19 protein-coding genes are annotated in these 23,324 nt (G+C 46.2%); 9 read left to right on the plus strand and 10 right to left on the minus strand.

Annotated elements, in window-relative coordinates; all coding sequences use genetic code 11:
• Positions 1-116: 116 nt before the first annotated feature.
• Together YC6258_RS01845 and YC6258_RS01850 are read right to left on the minus strand one after the other, a co-directional pair.
• A complete protein-coding gene (locus YC6258_RS01845) occupies positions 117-1,046 on the minus strand; it encodes an alpha/beta fold hydrolase (protein ID WP_044615536.1) in 930 nt (309 codons plus the stop codon).
• Positions 1,047-1,263: 217 nt separating this feature from the next.
• Entirely contained in the window at positions 1,264-1,926 is a 663-nt protein-coding gene (locus YC6258_RS01850) for a YiaD family glycine zipper/OmpA-like lipoprotein (protein WP_044615537.1), read from the minus strand.
• A 241-nt stretch (positions 1,927-2,167) separates the two neighbouring features.
• On the opposite strand from YC6258_RS01850, the gene YC6258_RS01855 reads away from it, so the two are divergent.
• On the plus strand, positions 2,168-3,604 hold the full coding sequence (locus YC6258_RS01855; protein ID WP_044615538.1) for a substrate-binding periplasmic protein: 1,437 nt from the start codon (positions 2,168-2,170) through the stop codon (positions 3,602-3,604).
• On the opposite strand, the gene YC6258_RS01860 is transcribed toward YC6258_RS01855, so the two are convergent.
• Together YC6258_RS01860 and YC6258_RS01865 are read right to left on the minus strand one after the other, a co-directional pair.
• Positions 3,577-4,671 carry a glycosyltransferase gene (locus YC6258_RS01860; RefSeq protein ID WP_044615539.1) on the minus strand — a complete coding sequence of 365 codons (1,095 nt, stop codon included), beginning with the start codon at positions 4,669-4,671 and terminating at the stop codon, positions 3,577-3,579. The genes YC6258_RS01855 and YC6258_RS01860 overlap by 28 nt on opposite strands.
• Positions 4,672-4,697: 26 nt before the next feature.
• Positions 4,698-5,093 (minus strand): MerR family transcriptional regulator, encoded by a 396-nt coding sequence (locus tag YC6258_RS01865; protein WP_044615540.1) that lies wholly within the window; start codon positions 5,091-5,093, stop codon positions 4,698-4,700.
• A 63-nt stretch (positions 5,094-5,156) separates the two neighbouring features.
• Here YC6258_RS01865 and YC6258_RS01870 point away from each other — a divergent pair, with 63 nt between their 5' ends.
• Positions 5,157-6,053: a cation diffusion facilitator family transporter gene (locus YC6258_RS01870; protein WP_044615541.1), complete on the plus strand. Its 897-nt coding sequence runs from the start codon at positions 5,157-5,159 to the stop codon at positions 6,051-6,053.
• A gap of 94 nt (positions 6,054-6,147) precedes the next feature.
• Here the strand turns inward: YC6258_RS01870 and YC6258_RS01875 are convergent, their stop codons facing one another.
• The 3 genes from YC6258_RS01875 to YC6258_RS01885 all read right to left on the minus strand — a co-directional run bounded on the left by YC6258_RS01875 (position 6,148) and on the right by YC6258_RS01885 (position 8,790).
• Positions 6,148-7,512 carry an MATE family efflux transporter gene (locus tag YC6258_RS01875; protein ID WP_044615542.1) on the minus strand — a complete coding sequence of 455 codons (1,365 nt, stop codon included), beginning with the start codon at positions 7,510-7,512 and terminating at the stop codon, positions 6,148-6,150.
• 21 nt (positions 7,513-7,533) lie between these two features.
• Positions 7,534-8,085 (minus strand): DUF2239 family protein, encoded by a 552-nt coding sequence (locus tag YC6258_RS01880; protein ID WP_044615543.1) that lies wholly within the window; start codon positions 8,083-8,085, stop codon positions 7,534-7,536.
• A gap of 228 nt (positions 8,086-8,313) precedes the next feature.
• Positions 8,314-8,790, minus strand: a complete 477-nt coding sequence (locus YC6258_RS01885) for an Lrp/AsnC family transcriptional regulator (protein ID WP_044615544.1) — start codon at positions 8,788-8,790, stop codon at positions 8,314-8,316.
• Between the two features lie 70 nt (positions 8,791-8,860).
• Here YC6258_RS01885 and YC6258_RS01890 point away from each other — a divergent pair, with 70 nt between their 5' ends.
• The 4 genes from YC6258_RS01890 (at position 8,861) to YC6258_RS01905 (ending at position 13,556) form a co-directional block, all read left to right on the plus strand.
• Complete coding sequence (locus YC6258_RS01890) at positions 8,861-9,940, plus strand: PLP-dependent cysteine synthase family protein (RefSeq protein ID WP_044615545.1); 1,080 nt, start codon at positions 8,861-8,863, stop codon at positions 9,938-9,940.
• A gap of 144 nt (positions 9,941-10,084) precedes the next feature.
• Positions 10,085-11,350: a DUF3500 domain-containing protein gene (locus YC6258_RS01895; protein ID WP_044615546.1), complete on the plus strand. Its 1,266-nt coding sequence runs from the start codon at positions 10,085-10,087 to the stop codon at positions 11,348-11,350.
• Between the two features lie 83 nt (positions 11,351-11,433).
• Complete coding sequence (locus tag YC6258_RS26900) at positions 11,434-12,690, plus strand: HupE/UreJ family protein (RefSeq protein ID WP_052829996.1); 1,257 nt, start codon at positions 11,434-11,436, stop codon at positions 12,688-12,690.
• Between the two features lie 71 nt (positions 12,691-12,761).
• Positions 12,762-13,556 carry a DODA-type extradiol aromatic ring-opening family dioxygenase gene (locus tag YC6258_RS01905; RefSeq protein WP_044615547.1) on the plus strand — a complete coding sequence of 265 codons (795 nt, stop codon included), beginning with the start codon at positions 12,762-12,764 and terminating at the stop codon, positions 13,554-13,556.
• Between the two features lie 6 nt (positions 13,557-13,562).
• On the opposite strand, the gene YC6258_RS01910 is transcribed toward YC6258_RS01905, so the two are convergent.
• A complete protein-coding gene (locus YC6258_RS01910; RefSeq protein WP_044615548.1) occupies positions 13,563-14,042 on the minus strand; it encodes a hypothetical protein in 480 nt (159 codons plus the stop codon).
• A 333-nt stretch (positions 14,043-14,375) separates the two neighbouring features.
• On the opposite strand from YC6258_RS01910, the gene YC6258_RS01915 reads away from it, so the two are divergent.
• Positions 14,376-16,529, plus strand: a complete 2,154-nt coding sequence (locus YC6258_RS01915) for a DUF5011 domain-containing protein (protein WP_044615549.1) — start codon at positions 14,376-14,378, stop codon at positions 16,527-16,529.
• Positions 16,530-16,893: 364 nt separating this feature from the next.
• Here YC6258_RS01915 and YC6258_RS01920 read toward each other — a convergent pair whose 3' ends face one another.
• Entirely contained in the window at positions 16,894-17,265 is a 372-nt protein-coding gene (locus YC6258_RS01920) for a hypothetical protein (protein WP_211264611.1), read from the minus strand.
• Between the two features lie 441 nt (positions 17,266-17,706).
• Here YC6258_RS01920 and YC6258_RS01925 point away from each other — a divergent pair, with 441 nt between their 5' ends.
• On the plus strand, positions 17,707-19,863 hold the full coding sequence (locus tag YC6258_RS01925; RefSeq protein ID WP_044615551.1) for a DUF5011 domain-containing protein: 2,157 nt from the start codon (positions 17,707-17,709) through the stop codon (positions 19,861-19,863).
• A 436-nt stretch (positions 19,864-20,299) separates the two neighbouring features.
• The gene (locus YC6258_RS01930; RefSeq protein ID WP_044615552.1) at positions 20,300-22,420 is read left to right on the plus strand and encodes a DUF5011 domain-containing protein; all 2,121 of its coding nucleotides are present in this window, start codon (positions 20,300-20,302) and stop codon (positions 22,418-22,420) included.
• 26 nt (positions 22,421-22,446) lie between these two features.
• Here YC6258_RS01930 and YC6258_RS01935 read toward each other — a convergent pair whose 3' ends face one another.
• Positions 22,447-23,310, minus strand: a complete 864-nt coding sequence (locus YC6258_RS01935) for a LysR family transcriptional regulator (protein WP_044615553.1) — start codon at positions 23,308-23,310, stop codon at positions 22,447-22,449.
• Positions 23,311-23,324: the final 14 nt, after the last annotated feature.

The raw sequence follows: 23,324 nt of genomic DNA on the forward strand, positions 1-23,324 counted from the left end.
AAGACCGAGGAATCTACTCCCAATGATGAATTTTTTTATGTAAATCAATATGTTAACAGTGATTACATGAGAGCATTTCTGATCTGCTCTGGTAGGACATGGATGGAATAAAGCCGTTATTTTCGAATACTTACGGTCTGGATTCGTTGCAGTAACATATCCCAAACCTCTTTGGCATTTATTTCATTGATGACTTCATGACGGGCGTCATTTATCAGCGTCACGTCAACCTGGCGCACCCCTCCAGCCATCATCAACGACGCCAGTTTACGTACCCCCGCGCCAAAAAAACCGACAGGGTCTTTTTTTCCGCTAACCAGATAGACCGGTATGTCGGACGGCAATGGCTGTACGTTTTTCATCCGGGATAGCGCAATCTGCCCGTTCAGAAAATCGATCCACAACTGGTTGGTACAGGGAAAGCCACACAGCGGATCAGCAAGATATTTATCCACCTGGTTATTATCCCGACTCAACCAGTCAAACTCAGACCGATTGGGTTTGAAGTAGCGGTTGAAGTTTTTAAATGGCAGGACATTTACCAAATGACTGATCCCACGCGCGCCCAGTCGTAGTTTTTCAAGTGTCGCAACCATTACTCCAAATCGAAGCAACAAGCCGGAACTTAGGCCCGACCCAGTCAATAACAGGCCATCATAGCCTTCACCTTCAGCCATCACAGCGGCCATGGCAATGTATGAACCCATACTATGGCCCAACAGCGTCAGCGGCATACCACTGGAAGTTTTGATGATATGGCATTTAAGCTGGTTGACATCAGACACAACTTTTTGCCAGCCGTCCTGATCGGCATAATGCCCTAAATGCTCAGGTTCGCAATGTTCACCATGCCCCCGGTGTTCAACCGCCCAGACATTAATGCCATGCTCGGTCAGATACTCTGCGAATGCTTCATATCGCTGGGCATGTTCAGATATGCCATGGGCAATCAACACACTTGCGACAGGCTCTCTGGCAAGCCAGGCCCGGTAGGGAATTTCATGCTGATCACTGGCAATTAAGAAGTCTTCCAGATACTGATGCATAAATTCTGGTCATCTCCTGCATGTGACAAGACGGGGATACGTGAGTTCTTGATAATAGCGCTTACCCTATTAATAGTGATTATTGTCGGTTAGCACAATGATTGACTACCATGCCAGAAAATCATCAAACCGGCCAATAACTACACCGGGTTTGATCCTGACAGTCAATATTCACCGGATGATAGCAGGCTATTATCCGGTGAAATGTGTATAAAGACTATTTGGTGATTGGTTCCAAAGTCAGCTCAACACGACGATTTTGCGCCCGCCCTTCGGCAGTTGCATTAGTTGCAACCGGGTTGGATTCACCAAAGCCACGCGCTGCCAAGCGCGCCGTTTGAATTCCTTTTCCAGCCAAATACGTTGCGACACTCATGGCTCGTTTTTCACTCAACGTTTGATTATAGGATTCGGAGCCCACACTGTCGGTATATCCATCAATGGTAATCAATGTGCTTTCATACTCTTCCAGTACGGTCGCAACACCATCCAGAGTACGGGTGAAATCAGGATTGAGTTCTGCCAAGCCTGTTGGAAATGTGATATTTCCCGGCATATTCAGAATAATATTATCTCCATCACGCGTAACCGTAACACCGGTACCCGCCATCTTCTGGCGAAGTTTGTTTTCCTGGCGATCCATATAATAACCAACACTGCCGCCAGCCAACCCACCAATTCCGGCACCAATCAGCGCACCTTTCATACGATCTTCCTTGGAAACGGCAGCACCGAGAATGCCACCAAGCGCGGCACCGGCAATCCCCCCCTGGGTGGTTTTATTAAGTTCTTTTTCTCCGGTCATTGGATCATAAGTAACACACGAAGTCAGACCCATACAGGCGATCATTACCCCTATAACGACACTGCTCTTTTTCATACTGCTTGCTTACCTTCTCATAGTTGATATGTGAGATATAAAGAATAGTAAAATAAACACTCCTGGCATGAATTATCTCCCTGGAAACAGCGAATCAATGCACAAAGATACAAAAAATTTCTGTCAGAGCAGAAAAAGCAACCCTTCTTCGCATTTCCCGACCCACTTGGCCTATGCTGTTCATTAACTCGATCATACAATGCCGGACGGGGCAATTCATAGCAACTGGAGTAAAGACTCTATGCGCAAAAGTATCTGTACAGTTTCGCTTTCATTAATACTTTTGTTGCTGTCACTATCAGCGTGGTCATCATCAACCGTGACGTTGGGTGTCGGATACTGGCCGCCTTACAGCGATGCGGCCCTGCCATATCATGGCCTACTGCCGCGCATTGCCAGCGAAGCGCTGGAAGCTGCCGGTCAACCAGCTGAATTCCAATTTGAGGACTGGGATAACATTCTGAAGCTCTTAAACAAGGGGCAGCTGCAGGGTTCCATTGGCTGGATCAAAACCCAGGAGCGCAATGAACGCTATTACTACAGTCAGCCGGTTATACAGATAACCATTGTCTTTTTGCATAGAGCAGATATGAATTTCAGCTGGGATAACTTTGAAGACCTTGAACCCTGGAAAATCGGCATCGTTGATTCTTATTCTTATGGGGAGAGCTTTGATCGGGCGGTGAAAGACTTTCATCTTAATACTGTTAGCACACATACCAATGAAGACAATATTGAAAAGCTGATCAAAGGCGATATTGATCTGGTTCCTGTGGATCTCAATGTCGGAGAGTATCTGCTACACCATAAATTCAGCAAGTACCGTCAGCAGCTTAAATTTGATGAAAAAAACCTCACCAGTGAAACGCTTTATTTTATTACCCCCAAATCCATGCCCAGCGCCAGGCAGCTAACCGATACCTTCAATCATGGATTGAGTATTTTGCGACAAACCGGTCAGTTCCAGCATATAGTCGAAAACATGGCAGTGGTAAACTCTTTGGCCGAATTCAAATTCTATTCAGAACAAAATGGACCCATGAATTACATTGATGGCGACCGGCCCCGGGGAGTGGTTACGCATGTTTTAACGGCCATACTGAATCAGATAGGAGCAGATGTTACCGATGATAAATTTGACTTTGTTCCCTGGTCTCGCGCATACCGGGAAGCATTGAACCATCCGAACGTGATTGTATTTTCCATGACCATGACACCAGAACGATATGGGCAGTTTAGTTGGATTGGCCCTATTTACCGTTCCAATATTGTGATTTTGGGACAACCCAATCTTGATCCGCCCAAACCACATTCCGCCAGCCGTATCTGCGCTGTTAGAGATGACGTCGGCCACCAACAGCTACTTGCCAATGGTTATCTCGAAAACCAGATTGAGCTGACTTCGAAGGCCGAACTGTGTGCTCGGATGCTTATCAGCGGACGAATCAATTTCTGGGTATACGGACGTGATACCAGTCAATGGTATTTACAGCGCCAGCAATCTGATAAAAGCAATTTCAGCGAATATCAGGAACTGACAGAGTCCTCACGTTACATCGGAATCAGCCTGGGCTCGGATCCTGCCGTGGTAGCCGCATTCAACCGTAGCTTTGAATACATCAAACTCAATGGTGAACTCAGTCGCATCATTCAACTGGAATTACAACCGTCAGATTGAAACATCAAATGTTCGGTTTTACTGATCATCTGCTCTATTGAAAAACCGTCTGCAATCCACTGACGCAATTGTTCAGGATCAAAGTGCACCTGACCGCTGATGATTGCTTGTACGGCTTCAGCCATTGCCGCGGTGTCATCTATATCTACCAGTAACCCGTACCGCCCTTCCGCCAATAACTCCTCACTGCCTGAGACCCGGGTCGATACCACAGGTTTTCCAAAGCTCATGGCTTCATTCAGAACATTGGCCATCCCTTCAAAACGCGAGCAGAGTAAAAACACATCAATACCACTGTAGAACGGGCGGGTATCCTGTAAATAACCAACGTAGTGCACTCGATGCGCGATCGGGGAGTCAGCAATGATTTCTTTGATTTTCTGCTCATATTGACCGCCACCGGCATGAATCACATGAACATGTTCCGGCAGTCTTGCAAGGATATCCGGCAATAACTGAAATCCTTTTTGCATTGAGAACCGACCCGCACATCCAATCAATACAGTTTCTTCAGGCAGGTTAAACTGCTTTCGATAGTCCACCATCGGTTCAGTATTGGCCGGCAAATCAAAGCCGTTGTAAATCAAATGGACGTTTCGTTCAGAAAACAATGGCGAATCTGAAATCAGCGCCTGCTTTAAAGATCCACTGTTGACCAGCACTTCTGCCTTGAAACGCCGAAATACCGAACGGTACTTGATGTTATTTTTAACCTTTCTAAGCACCCCCAGATACAACACGATTTTGGGAACAGCACACAACCAGGCAGAAAAAGATACCAACCACCAGTCCTTCTTGGAGGCAGCGAACACGGCATGAGGGCGAACCCTTCGCAGCAGCCGAACATAATTCCAAACCACCAGAGGATTCAGGTCTCCACCTCTAAAAGGCACACTGACAACTTCTATTTCCGGGTAAGGCTGAAATCGCTCTGCAAACATTCCCTGTAACAACACCACGGTGACCCGATAGCCTCTCTGACTCAACATCCGCGCCCGTAGCAAAACGTTTTTCTCAATCCCGCCCCAAACATCGGAAGGGGCAAAAAATACACACCGTTTACTCATTCAGTTTTCCACATCACCGAGATTATTTATTGACCTGCCAGCAATGCACTGGTCAGAGAACAGGTGTGCTGATCGTGGCGACCATCACACAATAGCAGCAACTCACGCAGTTCATCGCGAATAAACACCAGGTTTGCAATTTTATCTTCGATATTCTCAACCTGTTGCTCGAACAATGCCCGCTTTTCCTGACACAGAGGCTGCTGACGCTGCAGGGTATCAATCATCTGTTTGACTGTTGATTGTGGTATCCCCAACTGCTTGCAGCGGATAATGAACTGCAATTCAGCGATATGTTTCTGCTGATAAACCCGATAACCCGACTCACTTCTGGACACCGGTGACAACATGTTCTGACTTTCGTAATAACGAATTGTATTTGCCGACAGGCCAAACTGTTTTTGAAGCTGACTGATACGCACCTTGACTCTCCATTAACTGTAGAGTTTATAACGGCCACTGTATCAGACCTGGAGACATTTCGCATGAGCCACAATCATCATGACCATCACCATCATCACGATAGCAGTCAGTCGATGGGACTGGCATTCCTGCTAAACACGGTATTTATGGTCATTGAGTTTATTGGTGGGCTGATGACGGGTTCCACAGCGATTCTGTCTGATGCCGTCCACGACCTTGGAGACAGCATTGCTCTGGCTTCTGCCTGGTTAATGGAAAAAAAATCCCTGAAACCGGCAGATTCCCGTTATACCTTTGGTTACCGCCGGTTAAGCAGCCTGAGCGCCTTACTCAACGCGACAATACTCGTGGCCGGCAGTCTCTGGGTTGTTGGTCTCAGTATCAGTCGTTTCTGGCAACCAACGGAGTTACATGTGGAGGGCATGCTGGCTCTGGCGATACTGGGTACGGCGGTTAACGGTTTTGCCGCCATCCGCATTATCCGGAAAACCAACAACCTCAATCAAAATGTGATGCGCTGGCATTTACTGGAAGATGCACTTGGATGGCTGGCGGTTCTGATTGGCGCCATTATTATCCGTCTGACCGGCTGGACCTGGATAGACCCATTACTGGCCATCCTGGTTGCCATCATAGTCGGTTCTGCAGCATTCCGGTCACTGCAAAAGGCCTATGCGATTATTAGCCAGCAATCACCGGAGCCGGAGTTGTACGATACGATCAAAGCCCGGGTGGAAGCGCTTGAGGCCGTGGACTCAGCTCATCACCTGAGATTATGGACTCAGGATGGAGAGAGCCATGTCCTGAGTCTGCATGTCGTAACGCATGAAGAAATTACTTCCACTCAGTATCAGGCACTCAAGCAGGAACTGAAACATGTGCTAGCTGAATTTCACATAGATCACTCCACTGTCGAAATTGAATATCCGCAAGAGGTATGTCGGTTGGACAAAATATGACCCTTTTTGTTCATGTTCACGGCACCTCTGCAGTGTCTTTTAAGACAAACGGGAATATTGGGCGGTTTTGTACCAGTCACCGCCCAGCCGAAAGTCATACAGCCTCAGCCTCCAATTCTCCCAGTTCTCGATATCCAATACGAATAAACATCCAGGACACCAGGAATGTTCCCAGGCTGGCAATGGGGTAAGTGAACCATATCGCGTTGACTCCCAGCAGTACCGGTGTCACCAGCAGCAACGGCAGGTGTAATAGATATACTCTGAAGCTCGACAGAAACAATGCCGGTCTGGCCTTGCCAATTGCCTGAAAATAGGCAGCCCAGATACTGGCCGCACCCATCACGAAAAAGCCCAGGAATACATACCGGGCAATAAAGATACCTTGCTCCAACAAAGGTGGATCACTGGTAAACAGACGAAGAATGTGTTCAGGCAGGAATACCATCAACAGCGTGCAAAGAGTGCAGTATAAAGTTACGACAATAACCGCAAGAGAAGAAATCGCCCGTACCCGGTCGAATTGACGGGCACCGTAGTTATAACTGCAGATCGTCTGATAAGAGATCACCATGCCTACAAGCGGGAAAAACAAAAACATGAATATGCGGGCGACAATACCATAGGCACTGATGATGTAATCTGTCTCCGCCAGTCCTGAACGACTCAACGTGGCATTCACCATTCCAATCACCACCGATACTCCGACGTTGGAAAAAAATATTGGCAAACCCAGCAGGAAAATATTCCTGCTGATTGAGCTATCCAGTTTAAACGTCGTCAGTTTGATCTTCAGATGGGTCCGGCCGGATAAAAACAACCACAACATCATTAACATGGTAATGGCCTGGGACAGCACAGTCGCCAAAGCAACCCCGACAACGCCCCAATGCAGAACATAAATGGCAATAGGGTCTAGTATGATGTTCAAGATGGATGACAGCAGAATCGAAAACATCAAATAGTGCATTTTCCCTTCCGCCCGGGCGAGATCATTCAAACAGCTCAGCAGCATGACGATTGTAGTGCCCCAGACAATGGGAACCAGATACGCAACAGAGTAGCCCCAGAGCTGACCGGTTACACCGAGCAAATGTAACAATGGTGCCATAAAGACCTGAATCAGCAATGTCAGCAATAACCCACAAAACAATGCCAGAAACAGCGAATTTCCGGTTACCTCCTGGGCACCCTTTTCGTCTTTGGCACCGAGCCTGCGGGTCACAATTGAAGCGGTGCCAGAGCCGATCAGTCCGGCAACAGCAAAAATCGCCATCTGGATTGGAAAGACTATCGATACTCCACCAATGGCCAGGGAATTAACCCCGCGTGCAATGAACAGTGCATCCACCACATTATAAAGTCCGCCTACCAGCAGGCCAAAGATGATAGGCATCGAAAGCGACGCAAACAAACGGCCAATAGGAGCCGTCCCCAGTCTTGCAGAATGAGCAGACATACTATTTCCTCAAAATGGAATTCAGTGGTCGTTCGATACACCGAGTTCATCAAATTTATTCAACGCGAATGTGCGAATATCCACAGGCCAATCACGCATATTTTGTTCAAATTCCTGACGATTGTTTCGATACAACGCCCGAATGACTTCCTCAAATGCAGGAAAGTCACCCGCCGTCAGCGACAGAAAGCGATACAGCCTCTCCTGATGTTCCTTCATCTGTTGCTCCGGCGGAGCCTGTTTGATAGCAGTTTCCACCAGTTTTCGCAGCGTGACAGATGCGCCCCCTGACTGTCGGGCCAACCACTCCCAGTGCCTTGGCAACAACGTGACTTCTTTGGGCTCAACACCGAGTTTTGGCCTGCCTCTTTGCGTGGTTTTTGACAGATTAAGCCTGCCAAGAACGTCTATTGTCTCACCTCGCCAGTCAAACTCTTTACGCTGACAGCTTTCGGTTTCCAGTAATAACGGCTCAATAAGCGGATCCAGTTGCTTAACCGCTTCAACAACAGTTTCTAACGAACCTTGAGCAATCAGTCGGTTTTGATAAAAAGCAGAATAATGTGTCTTCATGACAGTCACCTTTATTTTCAGGTGCCGAGATTATTACCCGGGTAAAAATATTAAGCAATATTACCCGGGTAAAAATAATGATCAAGCCGATCTGATGCCTGAGTTTTTTTGCCTCACTCCATGCTAATGTAAAAATAATTTTTTATTTACAGACAAAATAAGAGAATTATTTTTAATTTATGGCCAATACAAGCACCAAAATAGCAAATTAATACTCCTGCAAATCCTTCATAATGGCCCATAGTAATTCAGTGGAATGGCCGTTGTAGCTTTCATTTCTTCCATGGAAAACATTGAAGAAACCTCCTGAAAACTGACCTCGGCAATGAGTTGCTTGTAGACCTTGTCATAAGCAGCAATGTCAGGCAGCACCAGATGAAGCAGATAATCGACACTGCCACTGAGGCGATACATGCTGAGAATCTCCGGAATCTGCTGAACGGTATTGCGGAACTTTTCCAGCCATTCAATGGAATGATCACGGGTCTTTATGGCAACAAATACAGTAACCCCGACATTCAGTTTGTTGTGATCCAGTAAAGCCACTCGGTTGCGAATGTATCCCTCCCGCTCCAGCCGCTGAATACGGCGCCAGCAGGGAGTGACTGACAGATTGACCTGAGGGGCGATTTCCGCGACTGGCAAAGCCGCATTTTGTTGCAGTAGAGACAGGATCTTCAGATCTGTTTTATCGAGCTTTTCCATAATTGCGCAAAAATATTTTTAAATGAAATAAGACTATAAACTTTTTTTGCAAATGAGGTAGTGCCAGATCATGACGTTTATATACCCCTCCAGTGAGTCCCGTCAGCAGCGACAATGGGTACTCAATGCTATCGCCATGCTGGAGCAGGAAGAGCAAAGTGCATCGGCGACACCTCTACGGAAACTATCCCTGCCATCTCTACCCGGAATCACTCTGTATCTGAAAGATGAATCAACTCATCCCAGCGGCAGTCTCAAACACCGGCTGGCACGCTCTTTATTGCTCTATGGTCTGTGCAATGGTCATATTCTGCCGGGAACGCCATTGGTGGAAGCCTCATCCGGCTCCACTGCAGTCTCAGTCGCTTTTTTTGCCCGCCAGCTACAACTACCTTTCACTGCGGTTATGACCCGCTCGACTGCGGCTGCCAAGATTCAGGCCATCCAGGATCTTGGCGGTCATTGTCATCTGGTGGAACATGCCCATCAGGTGTACGACGTGGCACAACAGATAGCGGATCAACAGAACAGTTATTATCTCGATCAATTCACCAATGCAGAACGAGCCACCAACTGGCGGGGTAACAACCTGCCTGAGGAGATTTTCCAGCAGCTGAATGACCTTGGTGAGCCGCATCCCGATTACCTGGTCATGAGTGCCGGTACCGGCGGAACCGCAACAACAATGGGACGCTATTTGCGCTACCACGGAATGACCACACAGCTGTGTGTCGCTGACCCGGAAAACTCCGTCTTTTACGATAGTTATATCAGTGGAAACCGTAATTTGACGGCATTGTACAGCTCCAGGATAGAAGGTATCGGTCGGCCAAAGGTGGAACCTTCATTCATTTCGGGAGTCATCGACCGGATGGTCAAAGTTACGGACGTCAATTCTATTGGTGCGATGAAAACCTTGTCCGACCTTTTGGGCTCCAAAGTTGGGGCCTCCACAGGCACTAATTTTTATGCCTGCCTGTTGCTGGCAAAAGATATGATTGATACCGGACAAAAAGGAGTAATTGTCAGCGTTATTTGTGATCATGGCAACCGATATCTGGACAGCTATTACAGCCAGAAATGGGTTTTAGAATATTTTCCGGAAGCTGAAACCGTGCATCAGTTATTGAATGAAAAGTTCATGAACTGATTCTGATTTGATTTTTCAACATGCATATTCCTTCCTCATTTGAATGCTAGATTTGTAAATGTCGCGGCAACCATAAGAGCTCGATGACAGAAATACGCGGTATCTGAAATCGGACCACCCTCAAATAAGGATGAGACCATTCATATGCAACTTTTCACAACTGATCAACGATTATTATTGATCACCTTATCACTCGTTCTGACTTTGTCCGGTTGTAATACGGATTCTGATGACTCAAATACGAATACAGCAAATGAGAGCACCATTGTCACCGACTCCACTGACGCATCAGTATCCGCTAATGAAAATAACGTGGATTATAGTAAGGTGACAGTTGGCGATTGTGCTGCTGATAGTGATCTTGAAACTATCGTCTGCACAGCACAGGCATTTTTCGACACCTTAACTACCAGCGAATATGAAACAGTCATCCTCGACTGGGGCGATGCTGAAGCCAAGACAACCTGGTCAAATCTCCCTAATGCCTCACGCAATGGTTTGATGTTTGGTAATTTATCCGAAGAGGCACGGCTGGCAGCCATGACTGTTGCCAAAGCCGTTCTCACCGACGAAGGCTACGATGACTTTCTTGGCGTTTTGGCAGCCGATGATTATCTGAACGAGCAAGGAGGAGCCGGGGGCGGAACAGGAACACCTCCGGATGGTGACGCAGGTACGCCTCCTGACGGCTCAGGAATGCCATCAGAGGGTGGCAGCGGTGGTCTGACATATTCATCTGACAATTATTATATTGCGTTTATAGGTGAACCTTCTGTCAGTGGTGACTGGATGCTGCAAATTGGTGGCCACCATCTGGCATATAACGTTACCTTCCTAAGTGGTAGCGCTTACCCGGTTCCAAATCATATTGGGGTCGAACCCAAAAGTGCGTTTGAAATAAATTCGGCCACTTATGCACCTCTGGCTGATGAAGGGGATGCTATGGTCGCTATGTTTGATGCTCTGGATAAAATACAACTGGCTGAAGCTTATCTTCAGGATCAGAGTTATTCCGATGTGCTGATGGGCCCCGATAATGGCAGCGCCACACTCCCAACGGATTACCCTACAGGCATGGACCGCGAAGGAATACTGGTATCGACTTTGTCTGACACTCAAAAATCTGCTGTTATTGAAGCAATCAAAGCCTGGGTTGAAGATTACAGTGGCGAAATTTCAGCACCGCTCATGGAAGAATATGCTTCTGACATAGCATTCAACGACACATATATAGCATGGTCAGGCGACGAAAGCGCAGGCGTGGATGTGGACATAGAAGGTACATATATGAGAATTGATGGCCCAAGATTATGGATTGAAATAGTTTGTCAGGCTGGCGTGATTTTGTCCGGAACACATTACCATACAATGTTCCGCGATAAATCATACGATTACGGAAACAGCCTCTGATATTCACTGTCTATCACCCGACAAATGTTAACGTCGGGTGAACATACACTGACCATCTCTCAAATTTTTATCAGGAATACAGTATGCGCCTTTGTTATCGCATTCTGCTGCTGACATTTATGACGGGCTGGAGTCAGGCCCACGACGTACTGACCAGCAGCATTTTTTTTGATTTTCGAAGCGACATGATACTTGCAGAAATGCATGTTCCACTTGACCAACTGCACTTGGCCGCCCCGGAATTTGGCAGCAAAACCCAGATTGATCTGGACGATGATCATCAGCAAGCCATCAGTAAGTATCTCTCTCAACACATTCAACTGTTGAGCGCGCCAAAAAAAGCATTGCCTATGAAGGTCGATAAACTGCAGCAGATCCAGATCGATCAACAGCCGTTTTTATATATAGAACTAAAATTTCCAATATCAGATACCAACACGCTCGTTTTCAAAAGCGATGTCATTCTGCATCAGGTGGTAACACATAGAACTCTTGTGTCTGTACGTTCAGACTTTAAAACCGCTACATTTTCCGATGCACCCAGATTGATTGGCGTACTGCGCTACAAGCACAAAGACGTTCTGATTGATCGTGAGCAGGCGAGCATCTGGCAAGGTTTTTTGGCAATTTTGTCCGCAGGAATGCATCACATAGCAGAAGGCAATGATCATTTATTGTTTTTATGCTGTCTGCTGTTGCCAGCTCCACTGGCAAGATCAGGATTCCGATGGACCACTGCTGTGCCATTAGGTACCTGCATGGGGAGCATCGTGAAGATCGTTACTGCATTCACGCTGGCTCATTCACTCACACTTGCACTGGCATCCACACAACTGCTAAAGGTACCGTCACGTCCGGTGGAAATTCTGGTCGCCGCCTCCATTCTGGTTTCTGCGATACATGCCATTCGCCCGGTCTTTGGTGCAAACGCGACAGCCGTTGCCGCTGGTTTTGGACTGATTCACGGTCTTGCATTTGCCAGTGAAATGGCCGGTCGCGGCTTTACTGGACTCGATCTGATAATGTCGCTTGCCGGATTTAATATCGGTATTGAGATCATGCAACTACTCATCGTCGGTGCCTTGATGCCCTGGTTGATCCTCAGCAGTCGAAGCCATTGGTACTCAATACTCCGCATCACCGGTAGCGCCCTGGCAATTATGGTATCCCTGGCCTGGATAGCCGAACGTACCTGGAACATGAGCAGTCCCGTTGATGCATGGATTCAAGTGCTGCGCAGTGAAGGTATGTGGATTTATTTATTCTTAACAGCAATCGCCTGTGCCAGTGTCATCTGGTCGAAGCGCTACCGCTCACCAGATTTGAATAAGACGTTGTAATACTCTGAATATCCGTCGAGATTGCATCGCACTACACTGTTTCTCTATCACAACAGTAATGGAGAACAGTCATGTCACGGTTACCTACTTATTTTATCTCTCATGGCGGCGGTCCATGGCCCTGGATACCGGAAATGCGGGCGATGATGTCGATATTGGAACAATCATTGGTCGATATTCCCAAACAGCTACCGGAAACACCAAAAGCGATTCTGGTGATTTCCGGTCACTGGGAAGCGTCAACGTTCAGCATTATGAGCAGTGCGCAGCCACCCATGGTTTATGATTACTATGGTTTCCCGGACTATACCTATCAGATCCAATACCAGGCACCCGGCGCACCTGAATTCGCGAATAGAGTCCAGGAGCTGCTGAATACGGCCGGCATAAACGCAGTTACGGATGCCCACCAGGGCTTTGATCATGGTACCTTTGCACCGCTGTACATCATGTACCCCAAGGCAGACATGCCGATATTTCAGCTATCCCTGAAATCAGGTTACAGCGTCGAAGAGCACCTGGCGGTTGGCCGCGCGTTGCAGGGATTACGCGATGAAGGAGTTCTGATCATCGGCAGCGGCCTGAGCTATCATAATCTGCGCCTGAGAGGACCAGCCGCACGAGACCCTTCAAGTCAGTTCGATAACTGGCTGCGGGAAACATTGGAACAGACCGGCGAGGCAAGATCTGACCGTCTGAAGCACTGGTCCGGGGCCCCCTCGGCAAGAATCAGTCATCCGCGGGAAGATCATCTTATACCATTGATGGTCGCTGTTGGTGCCGCAGAACAGGACAAGGCCACCCGAGTTTACTTTGACCAGAATGCGATGGGCAGCGCAGTTGCCTCCAGTTATCGATTTGGCTGAGTTTATTTACTCCGCATGGGCGGTCAGTCGCAAAAAGCCGCCCAATGCGCACAACAAAAATGAACAAGCCACGATTATGCCTATGGGATAGTACAAATTACCGGCTAAATCCAACTGGCTGTATTTGATAATCATGATCAACGCTTCCAATACCAGCGCGATACAAACCGTGCCAACAAACCGGGTAATGGTCCGGCGGGTGTTCTGGAAAATCGTTTCCCCTTTCTTAACCGTTGAATACTCTTTGCCTACGCCAACTCCCAACTCATACATCGCCAGAGAAATCACCAGCGTGTTAATGGTTCTGATGATCAGCGTGACAACATCAGCGGGGTCTGTCAGCAAACCATGGGCGAAATTGTAAACAGAAACCACCATAAGCGTCAGAGCGATAAGGTGGAATACCAATGAAAACATGTATGCCAGGCTGCGCTTATAATGAGAAAATACGGTGAGACTTCTTCGTACATTTAAAGACAACTTCATTCTTATTTCCTGTTTCACTCAGAGCTGCAGGACCTTAAAATGCACACACTGAATACCCGCCTGCTTTGGTCTCGACCAACAAAAATTTTGCAGAAAAATGTATACCAGTTAACATCACAAAAGAAATTAATAGCCATCTATTAGGCATTCGTTTTAGAAACTGAATGAAGCATTTGAAAAAGTTCATATATCCTTAATATGACATATACAGTATATAAATATTTACATTGTACGGTTATATATTCTAATACTATCTATAGACAGGAGTCGTAGCCTCAGGAACCTCTGAACAGCGACTTGAAGATTCAGAGCATGTTCTGCCAGGAGATTTGTATGAAACAGAAAAAAGCCAACCTGAGTATTAAAGTCGGGCTGACACTAACCACCGCAATTATTTTCAGTGCCTGCACCATCAGTGGCGATAGCACAGGCGACAGCCAAAATATTGTGGACCCTGGCTCAGCCAATAACACGAAGCCCAAGATTACATTGAACGGCAGCAGCAATATACAAATCACAACTGGAGACAGCTTCGCAGACCCTGGCGCTACAGCTTATGATGATCAGGACGGCGACCTGACAGACTATATAGATACCAAATCTGAAGTCACCACGACTGCTGCCGGACACTATAACGTAACCTACTCAGTCACGGATTCCAGCAACAATACTGTAACGGTATCCCGTACCGTAACCGTGGTTGATGAAAGTGAAAATTACTATGTTGATTGGATTGACAACTTCAGCCTGCCTGAGCAGGATAGTAATGGCTGGTCAATTCTGACCCCTTCCAAAGACTCCCAAATAATGTATGTCAGCGCTGATGGTAACGACAAGAGTGCTGAAACCTATGCCCCTGACGATGCGCTTATTGGCGACGATGTCTTCAATCCCGTTGGTGCGATTCAGCCTTATGCCACCATCGAAGCAGCGTTGAGTAAAATGAGATCTGGCAGTCCTGACTACGTTTTGTTAAAACGCGGTGACACCTGGGAAGAGCCAACCGTCAAAATCACTACCTACGGTCATTCAGCCGACGAAAGAGCTGTATTTGGGGCGTATGGAGATCTGACCGATGACCGGCCACTGATTAAAAACTCAGGGATAAACTTAAATGAAAGTGGCTACCTGGCCATTCTTGGCATTCATTTCCAGGACAGCAAACGTAATCCTGCTTCCGGAGATTTCGCTGGCTTCACGGATGAAACATCCAAAGGCATTGATGCAACCTTATACAATACCTATGGTGGTTTCCTTATCGAAGACTGTTGGTTTGAGTGGTACAGCAATAATGTCATTCAATCCTATTCAACTGACGCTTCCGGTAATTTTCTTCCAATTGAGGATATTATTATCCGGCGCAACATCTTCAATAATAACTATGCCACTACATCCCACGCCCAGGGATTGTATTCCGCGTATACATCCATACTGTTGGAAGAAAATATCTTCGATCACAATGGTTGGTATCAACAGGGCGATGGTAGCGCCCAGGAAGAGGGAAAGGCCACAATATTCAATCACAATACTTATTTTCCAGAGTCTCAGGACACCATCTTCCGCAACAATATATTTTTAAGACCATCGAGTATCGGCAATAAATTCACGTCCAATTCTGAAGACCCTGAAGGTACAAACAGCATTAAAGCCTGGAATATTCTGGTTGATAATAATTTTTACGCAGAAGGCGAGGTTGGCATCAGTCTGGGTGGAAATAAAGATCAGGATGATGGGCCACGCTGGAAGAATATGCTAATCGTCAATAATGTCCTCACGGCTATCGGACGGACATTTCCAACTGACCGGGATCTTGGCTGGGGCATCGGTATCAGCGATTGGGAAAATGGACTGGTACAGGGTAATCTGACTTTTAATTGGGGTAAGGATGATGGTAAAGATGGAGACTACACCAATGTCCATGCAGTCAAAAGCAGCGGACATGTGACCAACACCATTATTGATCACAACATAGCTTATGGTCTTGTCAGTAGCTTTGGAATCGTACAGCTCTCTGATGATGGTACGGATAAATTTGTGGCCCATGCCAGCAACCATATTACCTTTACCCATAACGAAATCGCATTGCTTCAGGATTCTGGTGGTTACCTTATGGAATATGACATACAGCCAGATGAACAAAATTTCGCTGAGAACTATTATTATTTTAACAGCACGGATGATTATTGGTTCCGTGCATCCGAAAACTACACTTGGTCGGAAATCAGCAATTACCGCAGTGTCGATTTTGCCAGTTATCAAAGTATTGCCAACGACAATACCTCAACCAATACAAAGCAAAACTACCTGGACCCCGATCGTACTATTGCGGACTTTCTGATCAACCAAGAGTACGTCTCTAGTGCAGATACTGACACTGAAATAGAAATATTAGTCAATCTACTGAAAACACAAAGAAAGGGAAATTGGGACAATCAATTAACCGCTGACGCAATCAATAAGTATTTCCGACAAGGCTTTTCCTACTAGGGTTTATGGCACATCGTGGCGCGACAAATGGAATATTGATGGGAAGGAAAAGGATTTCATCAGGAACACGCATCGATTGCGAGCAGGCTGTTTAAAGAAAGGGCAAGCAGTGGAAAGTAAAACCAGAAAGCGCTACAGCTACCGACAAACTATGGGCCAAAAGCCAAAGATCCAGCAGTAAAAATAAACGGTAGCAACTTTGCCAATCCCGGCACCACCACCGACTGAAGATACTCTGATCCAACTAAAGCATGCCCGCAAAAATACTGGATCTGCGTGACCACCTTACGAGCCTCGGGTCTACTTTGACCAGAATGCGATGGGCAGTGCAGTTGCCTCCAGTTATCGATTTGGCTGAGTTTATTTACTCCGCATGGGCGGTCAGTCGCAAAAAGCCGCCCAATGCGCACAACAAAAATGAACAAGCCACGATTATGCCTATGGGATAGTACAAATTACCGGCTAAATCCAACTGGCTGTATTTGATAATCATGATCAACGCTTCCAATACCAGCGCGATACAAACCGTGCCAACAAACCGGGTAATGGTCCGGCGGGTGTTCTGGAAAATCGTTTCCCCTTTCTTAACCGTTGAATACTCTTTGTCTACGCCAACTCCCAACTCATACATCGCCAGAGAAATCACCAGCGTGTTAATGGTTCTGATGATCAGCGTGACAACATCAGCGGGGTCTGTCAGCAAACCATGGGCGAAATTGTAAACAGAAACCACCATAAACGTCAGAGCGATAAAGTGGAATACCAATGAAAATATGTATGCCAGACTGCGCTTATAGTGAGAACATACTTTAAGACTTCTTCAAATATTTGAAGATAGCTTCATTCTTATTTCCTGTTTCAGTCAGATCTGCATGACCTTAAAATGCGTTGGCTAAATCCCTGCCTGTTTTTGTTTTGGCCAACTGAAATTTTGCAAAAAATGTGAACTGGTTAACATCACAAAAGAAATTAATAGCCATCTATTAGGCATTCGTTTTAGAAACTGGAAGAAGTATTTGAAAAAGTCCATATATCCTTAATATGGGATATACAGTATAAATATTTACATTATACGGTTACATTATCTAATACTATCTACAGACAGGAGTCGTAGCCTCAGGAACCTCTGAACAACGGCTTTAGGATTCAGAGCATGCTCTGCCCCCCGGAGATTCATATGCAACAGAAAATAGCTTCTTTAAGTGTTAAAACAGCCTGGATATTATCCGCTGTGATGACTCTTACTGCCTGCACACTTAGTGGTGAGAGTAGCGATACCATTCAAAATATTGGGAAACCGAGTCCAATCAAAAGCCCAGTACCGACCATCACTCTGAATGGCAGCAGTAATATACAAATTGCGGCTGGAAACAACTTCGAAGACCCGGGTGCGACAGCTTACGACGACCAGGATGGTGACCTGACAGGTTTTATCAATACCAAATCCGAGGTGAACACCGCTGTTCCCGGACACTATAACATCGACTATTCCGTCACCGACTCCAACAAAAATACCGTATCTGTCTCCCGCACGGTTACCGTAGCCAAAAAGGGTGATAACTACTATGTCGACTGGATTAAAGATTTTAGCCTGCCAGCTCAGGATAGTAATGGCTGGTCAGTTCTGACCCCTTCCAAAGACTCCAAAATAATGTATGTCAGCAACGATGGGAATGACGAAACAGCTAAAGTTTATACTCCAGACGACTCAACTGTTGGCAACGATGTTTTCAATCCTACTGGCGCAATTAAGCCCTATGCCAGCATCGAAGCAGCGTTAGACCAACTACGACCTGGCAGCCCTGACTATGTTTTGCTTAAACGTGGCGATACCTGGGAAAGCCCTGAGGTAAACATTAAAGTTCATGGCCGCTCAGTTCAGGAAAAAGCGGTTTTAAGTGCATACGGTGACTTGGCAGATAACCGACCACTCATAAAAAACTCTGGAGCAATTCTGAATAAAAGTGGATATCTGGCTATTGTTGGAATTCATTTTCAGGCCAGCAAACGTAACCCCAGCTCCAGCGATTTTGTTGGCTTTGACAAGGTCGATGACACCAAAGGAATTAATGCGGCTTTATTCAATGATTATGGTGGTTTGCTGATCGAAGACTGTTGGTTTGAGTGGTTCGACAATAACTCTATTCAGTCATTTACATTTGATAAGAATAATAATTTTTTGACCATTAAAGATATTATTGTTCGACGCAATATTTTTAATAATAACTATTCTACTGCGGCCCATTCCCAGGGTTTGTATTCGGCATATACATCCATGCTACTGGAAGAAAATGTCTTTGATCACAATGGCTGGTATCAACAAGGTGACGGCAGTACTAAGAAAGATGGAAAAGCCACAATGTTCAATCACAACACCTATTTCCCGGAAGCCCAGGGCTCTGTTTTTCGCAACAATATTTTTTTAAGAGCCTCAAGTATGGGTAACAAGTTCACGTCCAACTCTGAAGACTCGGAAGGCAGCAATAGTATTAAGGCCTGGAACATCCTGGTTGATAACAATTTTTATGCAGAGGGGGAAATTGGTATCAGTCTGGGAGGAAATAAAGATCAGGATGATGGGCCACGCTGGGAAAATATAATAGTCGTTAATAATGTCTTAACAGCAATTGGCAGGACGTTCCCAACGAATCGAACTTTAGGTTGGGGTATAGGCATCAGTGACTGGAAGAATGGACTGGTACAGAACAATCTGATGTTTAACTGGGGCCAGGATGATAATAAAAGTGGTGACTATAAAAACGTCTATGCCATTGACAGCAAAGGTCATGTGACCAATACCATCATTAATTACAATATTGCCTATGGACTTGTCACTGGTACAGCGGTCATCAGCTTTTCTGATCAGGGTGAAAAAGAGTTTGTCGCTCAGGCCAGTAACCATATTACCTTTACAAATAACCAAATCACTTTGCTTAAAGATTCAGGTGGCCGCATTATGGCCTATGATATACAACCGAAAGCACAGAACTTTGCGAATAACGATTATCATTTCGACACCAACGATGCTTATTGGTTTCGTGCAACGGATAAGTACATCTGGTCAGAACTGAAAAGTAATCGGGATATTGATTTTGCTGGTTATCAAAGCATTAGTGAAGACAACACATCTATTCAGAATCGCCAATCCTACCCCGCCCCCAATCGAACGATTTCCGACTATCTGAAAGATAAGAATATTGACTCAACCGCCAATGCTACTACTGAAATGAATATTCTGGTCAATCTCCTGAAAACGCAGAGAAGGGGAAACTGGGATCAAAAGTTAACAGCAGGTGCGATCAATAACTATTTCCGGGAAGGATTTTCCCGTTAAACATTTGTGATACCTGACCTTTATTACAGTTTCGAATCTTGATGCAGAAAAAGGGAAACAAAAGCACCTCCAACTCTGAAGGTTCATAAACCATAAAACAGCATAGAGTCAGGAACACTCCCGCCATGATTTTTCGAGCGGAAAAATCGGAATCAGTTGGGTTGGTAATAAAGGTCAGATTGACTGTTCCTTGGTAAGAATATTGTCATTGTTACCATATTTCAGCCTTCAAAGGCACCGCAGTATATGGAGATGCTTGATTATTCAAATAAATGGAAAGTTATGCCGGAAACGGGAGCATTCTACGCTCTATTGACTATACGGCGACAAAACAGGCAAAGGCCATGATCGTTTTTTCGAGATGGTTTTTCTGATTAAAGCTCATTTCGCGTGCAGTTTCATGGAACCATAAATAACGGACGTTGGAAGAAAGCACATGAATTTCAATAACCACAAATACTTACAAACAATATTTTGCTGTGCTCTATTGGCGGCATGCAACTCAGAAAGCGATTCAGGCAAAACCAATACTGCCGCTGCACACAGCAGCCAGGGCCCTGAAATTCAACTGACCGGCATTGAAAATATACAACTGCTGGCCGGTAGCGATTTCGTTGATCCCGGCGCCGTTGCAGAAGATGCTGAGGATGGTGATCTGACATCCAGTATTTCTGTTGATTCGAATCTTGATGTTTCCACCACAGGCAAATACGGTATTACCTATACAGTCGTCGATTCTGATGGTCACGAAGCAACTGTCACACGCACCATTATTGTGGCTGCAGAGTTTGACGATAACTATCATGTCAGCTGGGAAAGCAACTTTAGCCTCCCCAAACAGGATGCAGACGGCTGGTCAATCTTAATACCCTCATCCAACTCGCGACTGATCTATATTTCAACCACGAGCGGTGACGACAATACTGCGAAGGTTTACACGCCCAAGGATAGTGTAATCGGCGGAGACTATCGTAATCCTGCCGGTACGGTTTTAGCGTATAAGACAATGGAAGCCGCTTTCGAACAATTAAGAGCCGGAAAACCAGACTACCTGCTGTTTAAGCGCGGAGACACCTTTACTAAAACCCCCGGCTTCGATCTTGCACTTAAAGCCGGTCGTTCAGCCTCCGAACGACAGGTTCTCACCAGTTATGGACCAGCCACAGAGAGACCTGTGATCGATACCGGTACTGGTTGGGGATTAAACTTCAACAATGCTCCCTATTCAGCTGCCGTTGGATTATATGTTGTGGCCAGTGGACGTAACCCGGACCAGGACGGTGATGGCAAGGAGGACCGTGACTTTGACTGGAATTCCATAGGTCAGGCACTGGGTTTTCGTGGTTTGGATATCGTCGGCCACATACTGATCGAAGATTGCTGGTTCGACTGGTATTCAAGCAACTATTTCCAGTCAACCGATGATAACTCCGAGGTGATAGACATTATTTTCAGACGGAACCTGGTGACCAACAATTATGCCGCGGTATCCGGTCAGAACACGCAAGGTATGTACTCCGATAATGTTTCATCGTTAATTGAAGAAAACATTTTCGACCACAATGGCTGGTATAAACAGGGTACCGGTAGCGATGACAAAGAAGGTCAGGCTACTTACTACAACCACAACATTTATTTTGTAGAACCCAGGAACACGATTGTCAGGAACAATCTGTTTTTGCGTTCATCCAGTATTGGTACCAAGTTCACCTCCAACACAACATCCGGGGACAATCAGATCAAAGCCTGGAACCTGTTGGTTGATAACAATCTTTATCTTGAAGGCGAAGTTGGTATTGGTCTGAGCGGTAACAAAGATCAGAACAACGGACCAAGATTTCAGCAAATCTACGTAACCAATAATGTGCTGATGAATATAGGCCGAACTCAGCCGTCTAAACGGGATCTTGGCTGGGGGATGGATCTGGCTGACTGGAAAGGCGGGCTGGTCAACGGCAACATCTTTGCACACTGGGGACAATACAACGCTCAAAACAATAACAACTATGCCATGTATATAACTGGCGAGATGTCCAATACAGAGATCAGCAACAACATTATCTATGATATCTACAGCAATCAGGTTCTGGTCAACTTCACCGGATATGACGAAATCGTATCATTTGATTTTCACCACAATGAAATCCAGGGAAAGGATGCGAACGTTCAGCGACCTGGCCGCCTGTTGCAATATTCTGTTAACAAAGGCACTGGTAATCTGGCTAATAACTACTACTACTCAGAAGTAGAGCAGGATCACTGGTTTTCCGGGCAAGGTTCTGCTTATTTGACTCTGGATCAGTATCGCAGTTACTCCGGTGACACGACATCCATGCCTCAGTCTCGCTCTTATGATGAGCCGGAGCGTTCTATTTCAAGTTATTTGTCCTCTCTCGGGTACGCCTCAGGGTTAAATGTAGATACGGAAATGGCAGCGTTAATCGAGTTGTTACTGGCACAACAAAAAGGTAACTGGGACACCAACATAAGTGCTACAGCAATCAACAATTATATTCGCGAAGGATTCTGCCTCGAGGGTAACTTCAGCTGCCGCTGATACAATAACCCTGACTCGGTATCTGGCTAAAGTTTGCTGGCAAAATATTGAATCTGCGTGACCACTTTACGCGCTTCACGTTGATTGAATGTCGATTTGCGACACACCAGAAAACTCGGCCGGTACAGCTGTTCAGGATCCGGCATCAGCGCAAAAGACATGGCATTCAATGCCTTGGCCACCCCCAGGGGGACCAGGGCGTGGCCAAACCCGGATATCGCCAGCTGTGCCGCCGCAAAAGAAGACTCCACCTGCATCGACTGATGCAGGTTAAATTCTGCCAACAGAGGTTTTAACCATTCCCAGGTGTTGGATTTGCGCTCAATGCCAATTATATCGATGGTTTTACCTGTCTCCCTTTCCTGCTTCAATAGCGCAAGATCTTTGCTTCTGGCCACGATGACCATTGGCTCCATATTGAGCAATTCCACCACCAGGCCGGGGGTTTGCGGGAGCTTGCCGGCACAAATGCCCAGTTGGTAATGACCGGACTGAATCTTGTCGATCACGGTTGGTGTCCGGTGTGCGTGAATATCAAACATCAGACCCTCTACCTGTTCACTGACATTTTTCAGCAGATTCCCACCCCAGGAAGATAATATGGCTTCGGAAACACCGATGCTCAAGCGCTGTTGTGAGGTTTGACTTTGTTGCTGGATGATTAGATTCAAGTCCGCCACCAGCGGACTGACTTTATTGATGAAGGCCGTTCCCTGCTCGGTAAAAACCGCCTTTCGCCCCTGCTTGGTAATCAGCTGTACGTCCAGTTGTTGCTCCAGCAATGCAATTCGCTTACTGATGGCCGACTGGCTGATTCGCAGTGCCAGTGCCGCAGCACTCATAGTCTGATGTTTGTCCAAGGCAATCAATGCTTCAATATTGGCCAACACAAAACTTTCCTCTT

Origin of the sequence: Gynuella sunshinyii YC6258, assembly GCF_000940805.1 — a bacterium.
GTDB lineage: Bacteria > Pseudomonadota > Gammaproteobacteria > Pseudomonadales > Natronospirillaceae > Gynuella > Gynuella sunshinyii.